5 protein-coding genes and 1 pseudogene are annotated in these 4,861 nt (G+C 60.7%); all 6 read right to left on the reverse strand.

The annotated features are described in order from the left end of the window. A pseudogene (locus Q0Y09_RS00845) lies at window positions 1-259 on the reverse strand (hypothetical protein); the annotation flags it as partial. Between the two features lie 32 nt (window positions 260-291). Beyond that, on the reverse strand, window positions 292-1,359 hold the full coding sequence (locus Q0Y09_RS00850; RefSeq protein ID WP_297716481.1) for an S-layer homology domain-containing protein: 1,068 nt from the start codon (window positions 1,357-1,359) through the stop codon (window positions 292-294). A gap of 213 nt (window positions 1,360-1,572) precedes the next feature. Further along, window positions 1,573-2,163, reverse strand: a complete 591-nt coding sequence (locus tag Q0Y09_RS00855) for an MBL fold metallo-hydrolase (RefSeq protein ID WP_297716482.1) — start codon at window positions 2,161-2,163, stop codon at window positions 1,573-1,575. 17 nt (window positions 2,164-2,180) lie between these two features. Next, window positions 2,181-3,041, reverse strand: coding sequence for a metal ABC transporter permease (locus Q0Y09_RS00860; RefSeq protein ID WP_297716483.1), 861 nt, complete (start codon window positions 3,039-3,041; stop codon window positions 2,181-2,183). Continuing rightward, window positions 3,041-3,814, reverse strand: a complete 774-nt coding sequence (locus Q0Y09_RS00865) for a metal ABC transporter ATP-binding protein (RefSeq protein WP_297716484.1) — start codon at window positions 3,812-3,814, stop codon at window positions 3,041-3,043. Before Q0Y09_RS00865 ends, Q0Y09_RS00860 begins: the two co-directional genes overlap by 1 nt. Further along, window positions 3,811-4,764 (reverse strand): metal ABC transporter substrate-binding protein, encoded by a 954-nt coding sequence (locus Q0Y09_RS00870; protein ID WP_297716485.1) that lies wholly within the window; start codon window positions 4,762-4,764, stop codon window positions 3,811-3,813. The genes Q0Y09_RS00865 and Q0Y09_RS00870 overlap by 4 nt, the downstream gene beginning before the upstream one ends. Window positions 4,765-4,861: the final 97 nt, after the last annotated feature.

Genomic DNA, 4,861 nt, shown 5'->3' on the forward strand with positions numbered 1-4,861 from the left:
CCAACGTATCTACCACCTTGCCAGGTTCACAGAGGACAAGAAGCGCTGTCTTGCAGCCAGTACTTAAATCCGTAATAGGCAGTCTGATACCAAAACGGTCATCAAAGCTGTTCGCATCAACATAGACACCCTTTTCCAGTGTCGATATGATTTTACGAACTTCTTCAGTGTCCTGCAGAACAACTGTTGTGAACTCACTCTCTATGTCATGAATAACAGGTATTTTGGTATCGACTACATCTAAATATATTCGCAGCATCTTGTCAGCCCTCCTCTACTTTTATAGAGCGGTTAATAGAGATAGATATCTGAGATGTAACACTCTACTAAATATACTGCTACTCCAGTAGTAGTCCCCTCATACTCCACCATCTTCCGGTAGTCACCAGGCTGGATCTCAAGCCATTTATATGTTGAACAGTTTATTGTAAAGGTCTGAGAAGTGCCAGACTTGACAACCCCCAAGCTCTCTGTTATCCCACTCTCAAAATACCCCTGACTCCTGCCCTTATGTCCAACGGCAACCTGTACGTCGCGATCTAACGCCTGCACTGTAAATGTAAGCGTATTATAATCGTTTGTATCAACTCTCATTTGAGATACGGAACCAGCGGAGCCGGTACCATCAGAGTGAAACACCCCGTTTGAAATGGTGAAACCCTGCTGGCTTGTAAGCTGGTCTCTGGTGGTGATGTGAGTGGCACCAGCAGGGATCTCACCAGGCTTCTCGGGAACAACAGGAGTAGTGGGGGTGCCGCCATTGCAGACCTCCAGAAGGCGATCCATTACCACGGCAGCTTGTGCACGTGTCATCATAGTGGTGCCACTGAAGGTGCCCTTGCTGTCAGTGCCGGACAGAGTGCCGAGACTGTAGCAAGCTGACACGGCCTTCTGGTAATTGGCGGGGATAGAGGACCAGTCACCGATCTTGGAAGTATCGAAGTTATTGGGAATGGTGACGCCCTTCTGAGACATCACGTTGTACATGACCTGGGCCATCTCGTAGCGGTTGATCCCGGTTTCAACCAAAGAGTCATTGTCCAACACCTTGGTACCCTCCAGAGCACCAACCTTCTCAACAGTGTCCATGAAGGAAGAGTACCACTTATCTCCGCCGTCCTCGATCTGGTCATTGTAGAAGCTGCGGGCGATCATAGTAGCAAACTGCGCATAACTGACAGTTAGATCAGGAGAGTATTTGTTGTTGCCCGTGCCGGACACGACACCCTTGTCAGCCATCTCGGAAATAGAGGAATGTGCCCAGTGGCTGGAGGGGACATCAGTGAACTCTACTCCGGCGGCGCTGGTCGGGACAGCCAGGGTCCCAGCCAGTACCATGCTCAAAACTTGTTTTTTCATATCTTCTTCTCCCTTTCATATCTGCTTTTCTTCTATTGTACCCGTTCGACAGGGGATAATCAAGTGTCTGCAAAGGCCCCTCCCTTTCCCAGCCGAGGGGCAGGCCAATTTTTCAAGAAAAGAGGAGCCGGACCCCCAGGTCCGGCTCCCCTTTTCTGATGTTTGGTCGGCGATCCCCCGGCAGTCAGCCGCCCTGCCCGCTCTTTTGCAGGCTCAGAGCTCGATGCTCTGGCCGTGCTCCAGGAGCACCTTGCCGGAGCAGGAAAGCCGGTCCGCCTGGACCCGGTTGTAGGCATAGCTGGGGTCGGTGTGGATGGGGATGGTGTGCTTGCCGGAGATGCGCCGGGCGCAGGTGCTGGCCTCGGCGGGGTCCATGTTGTAAATGCCGTCCACCGGCAGGAGGACCCAGTCCAGCTTCCGGGGGGCCAGGACGCTCATGTGGGGCATGGTGGAGGTATCCCCGGCGTGGTAGAGGGTGATGCCGTCCATGGTGAGGATATAGCCCACGCACTCCTTTGGGTCGTGGTTGCGGTTGCCGGCGGGAACGGTCTGGATGCGGACCCCGGCGGCGTCGAAGTTGTGGTACTGCCCGCCCGCCACGGCGTCGGCGGAGCGGATGACCACTCCGTCGGGCTTGAGCGTTACCTTGCTCAGGTCGTTGTGGTCCTCGTGCTCGTGGGTGATGAGGACCAGGTCGGCGGGCAGGTCATAGCCCTCCCCGGCAAAGGGGTCGATGTAGATGACCGCACCGGCCCGGGTGGTGATGCGGCAGCTGGCGTGTCCCTGAAAGAGCAGCGTTGCCATGGAATTACCTCCTTATATCACAGCCTTTGTTTCCGAAAACAGAACGTCACAGCGAAAAAGAGCGCCAGATAGAGGGTGATGGAGGCCCCTGCGGAGGAGCCGATATAGTAGGATGTGAGCAGTCCGGCGATGCCGGCGGCCAGCGCCGAGAGCAGCGCGATGAGGTGGTACTGCTTCATGTTCCGGGCCACGTTCCGGGCGGCGGCGCCGGGGAGGACCAGTAGGGAGTTGATGACCAGTAGACCCACCCAGGTCATGGTCACCGTCACCACCACGGCGATGGCGGCGGAGAAGACCGCCTCCTGCCAGAAGACCCGGATGCCCCGGCTGTCGGCCAGGGCCGGATGGACGGAGGAGAGCATGAGCTGGTTGAAGGCGCACACCCACAGCACCACCACCACCGCCAGGATGAGGGCCATAAGGCCGATCTTCCCCGGCTCCACACTGAGGATGTCGCCGATGAGGAGGGCGTTATATTTGGTGAAGCTGCCGCCGCCGAAGGTGGCCAGGAAGATGCCCAGGGCCACGGCGGTGGAGGAAAAGACGCCGATCACCGTGTCGCTGGCCAGGCTGGTCCTGCGGCGGACATAGGTGAAGAGGAGGGCAAAGCCCACGGCGAAGAGGACGGCCACCCACATGGGGTCCACCCCGGCAAAGGTCTTCCAGGCGGCGGAGAGCAGGGTGCCGATGGCGATGCCGGTGAAGGCGGAGTGGCCCAGGGCGTCGGAGAAGAAGGACATGCGGCTCTCCACCACCATGGTGGAGAGGAGCCCGAAGAGGGGCGAGATGACCAGCACCGCCAGCAGGGCATTTTTCATAAAATAGTGGTCCACCCACTGGAAGGGGAGCAGGTCCACGATGGCATACCACAGCTCCATTACCGTCCCTCCCTTCCCAGCGTCAGGTGGAAGACGTCCCGAAATGCCTGGGACGACAGGACCTGGGCCGGCTTTCCCGCTTCCAGGACGGTGCCTTGGAGGAGGATGACCTTGTCGGCGTACTCCTCCAGGGTGGCAAAGTCGTGGGTGGAGAGCAGAATGGAGAGGTCGTACTGGGTGCGGACCTCGTCCAGCATGTCTAAAAGCTGCTTTTCCCCCTCGATGTCCACGCCGGAGAGGGGCTCGTCCAGGATGAGGATGTGGGGCACCGGCTCCAGTGCCATGGCCAGCAGCACCCGCTGGAGCTCGCCGCCGGAAAGGGCGCCGATGCGCTTGTCGATGAGGCCCTCGGCGTGGACCCGGCTCAGGCACTCCGCCACCCGGGCCCGGAGCCGCCTGGGGGTGGGGAGAAAGACGGGCCAGTCCGAGATGGAGGCGGAAAAGAGGTCCAGCACACTCACCGGGTCCCCCCGGTCAAAACTGGGGGACTGGGGTACATAGCCGATGAGGGGGCGGGTGTGCTTGCCGCCGGCCTTCTGGAAGTCGATGGTCCCCGTGTGGGGGAGCTGGCCCAAAACGGTCTTGAAGAGGGTGGATTTGCCCGCCCCGTTGGGGCCGATGAGGGCGGTGATCTCACCGCAGTGGAGGTGGAAATCCACGTCGTGGAGGATGACCTGGTCCCCGGCGGTCACCCCCAGGCCCTCCGCCCGGAGGCAGCAGGCCCGTGCGCAGTGGCCCCCGGCGGGGAGGTCGTCGTGCTTGTGTACGCTCATTCTGCTCTGATCCGCCCTTCGCTCAATGCGTTGATGATGGTCTTGATGTTTTCATCCATGGCGGCGCTGTACGCCTCCAGGCCCGTGCCGTCGCCGCTCATGACCATGTCCAGCTGCGCCACGGCCACGCCGGTCTCCCGGGCGATGGCCTGGGCGGTGGCGTCGGAGCCGTTCTTCTCGGTGAAGATGACGGGGAGGTCATGTTCCCCGATGAGCTCCACGATCTCCTTGATCTCAGCGGCGCTGGCCTCGGCCCCCTCCTCCTCCTCAATGGCCTTGAGCAGGTCCAGCTGGAAGGCGTCGGCGAAGTACTGGAAGCCATCATGGAAGGTAATGAGCGCCCGGTGGGGGAGCTGGAGGTCGGGCTGGTCGGAGGCAATGACGTCCAGCTTGACGCTGTACCAGTGCTGGAGCTGGAAGGCCGCCTCCGCGGCCTGGGCGGCGTAGGTCTCGGCCCGGTCAGGGTCGGCCTGGGAGAGGCCCGCGCCGATGTTCTCGATCATCCGGCCCGCCCGCTCCGGGTCCATCCAGATATGGGGGTCGTACTCCGTGTCGTGGTCGTGGCCCTCATGGCCCAGGGCGGCCAGGAGCTCCACCCCTTCGGAGCAGTCGATGACGGGGGCGTCGGAGGACGCCAGGGCGTCCTCCATAAAGTCCTCCAGGCCCACGCCGTTCATGACGATAACGTCGGCGGCCTCGATGGCCTTCATATCGTTGACGGTGAGGGTGTAGTCGTGGAGACAGGAGATCTCCTCCTTGATGAGCCGGGTGACCTCCACCCCCTCCACCCCATCTGTGACGGCGGTGGTAAAGAGGTAGACCGGGTAGGTGGTGGCCAGGATGCGGAGGGGTTCGTCCTCCGCCGCCGGCGCGGGACCGGCCGCCGCCCCGCCGCCGCAGGCGGTGAGGAATAGCAGGCCGGAGATCCTCAGCGAAAGCCTGCATTTCATCACCGCAACCCCTCGTAACGCCGTGGACTATCCGCCGCCCTAAATTCTACCTCACCGCTGGGCATATGTCAAACCAACACCCGCGCCGGATGTGCTC

This window comes from Intestinimonas sp., from assembly GCF_026169115.1.
GTDB lineage: Bacteria > Bacillota > Clostridia > Oscillospirales > Oscillospiraceae > Intestinimonas.

Coding starts and splice junctions, on each gene's coding strand:
- Q0Y09_RS00850 (WP_297716481.1), bottom strand. CDS start 1,359: ATGAAAAAACAAGTTTTGAGCATGGTACTGGCTGGGACCCTGGCTGTC.
- Q0Y09_RS00855 (WP_297716482.1), bottom strand. CDS start 2,163: ATGGCAACGCTGCTCTTTCAGGGACACGCCAGCTGCCGCATCACCACC.
- Q0Y09_RS00860 (WP_297716483.1), bottom strand. CDS start 3,041: ATGGAGCTGTGGTATGCCATCGTGGACCTGCTCCCCTTCCAGTGGGTG.
- Q0Y09_RS00865 (WP_297716484.1), bottom strand. CDS start 3,814: ATGAGCGTACACAAGCACGACGACCTCCCCGCCGGGGGCCACTGCGCA.
- Q0Y09_RS00870 (WP_297716485.1), bottom strand. CDS start 4,764: ATGAAATGCAGGCTTTCGCTGAGGATCTCCGGCCTGCTATTCCTCACC.